This is a genomic window from Mesorhizobium sp. M7A.F.Ca.CA.002.09.1.1 (assembly GCF_003998555.1).
GTDB classification, from domain to species: domain Bacteria; phylum Pseudomonadota; class Alphaproteobacteria; order Rhizobiales; family Rhizobiaceae; genus Mesorhizobium; species Mesorhizobium ciceri.
In genome coordinates, this window is sequence record NZ_RZRR01001584.1 from 1 (window position 1) to 486 (window position 486).

At 67.1% G+C, this 486-nt stretch carries 1 protein-coding gene; it reads left to right on the top strand.

From position 1 onward, the window contains the following. Window positions 1-486: ABC transporter permease (locus EN994_RS34785; protein ID WP_164746592.1), on the top strand; the 486-nt coding region annotated here is incomplete at both ends.

A 486-nucleotide genomic window follows, 5' to 3' on the forward strand; every position in this document is an offset into this window, starting at 1 on the left:
CCCTTCTCCGCCGCCGCCTCGTCGGCAGCATCTTCGTGCTGCTGATCGTCGTCATCGGCACGTTCCTTTTGCTCGAGGCCGCCCCCGGCGACGCCGTCGACGCCTACATCGTCTCGAACGGCGGCGACGCCGGCATGATCGAATTGCTGCGTCATCGCTGGGGCCTCGACCAGTCGGAGCTGACGCGGCTGGCTAACTACCTCTGGGCGCTGTTGCATCTCGACCTCGGCCAGTCGGTGACCTTCTCCCGACCGATCCGCGATGTGATCCTCGAACGCCTGCCCAACACGCTGCTGTTGATGGTCAGCGCCACCGCGCTCTCCTTCGGGCTCGGCTCGGCACTCGGCATCTATGCCGGCGCCCGGCCGGGCAGTTTCCGCGACCGCTTCCTGTCGATCGGCTCGCTGGCGCTCTATGCCGTGCCGGGTTTCTGGCTCGGACTGGTGCTGATCGTCGTCTTTGCCGTCGACCTGCGCTGGCTGCCGA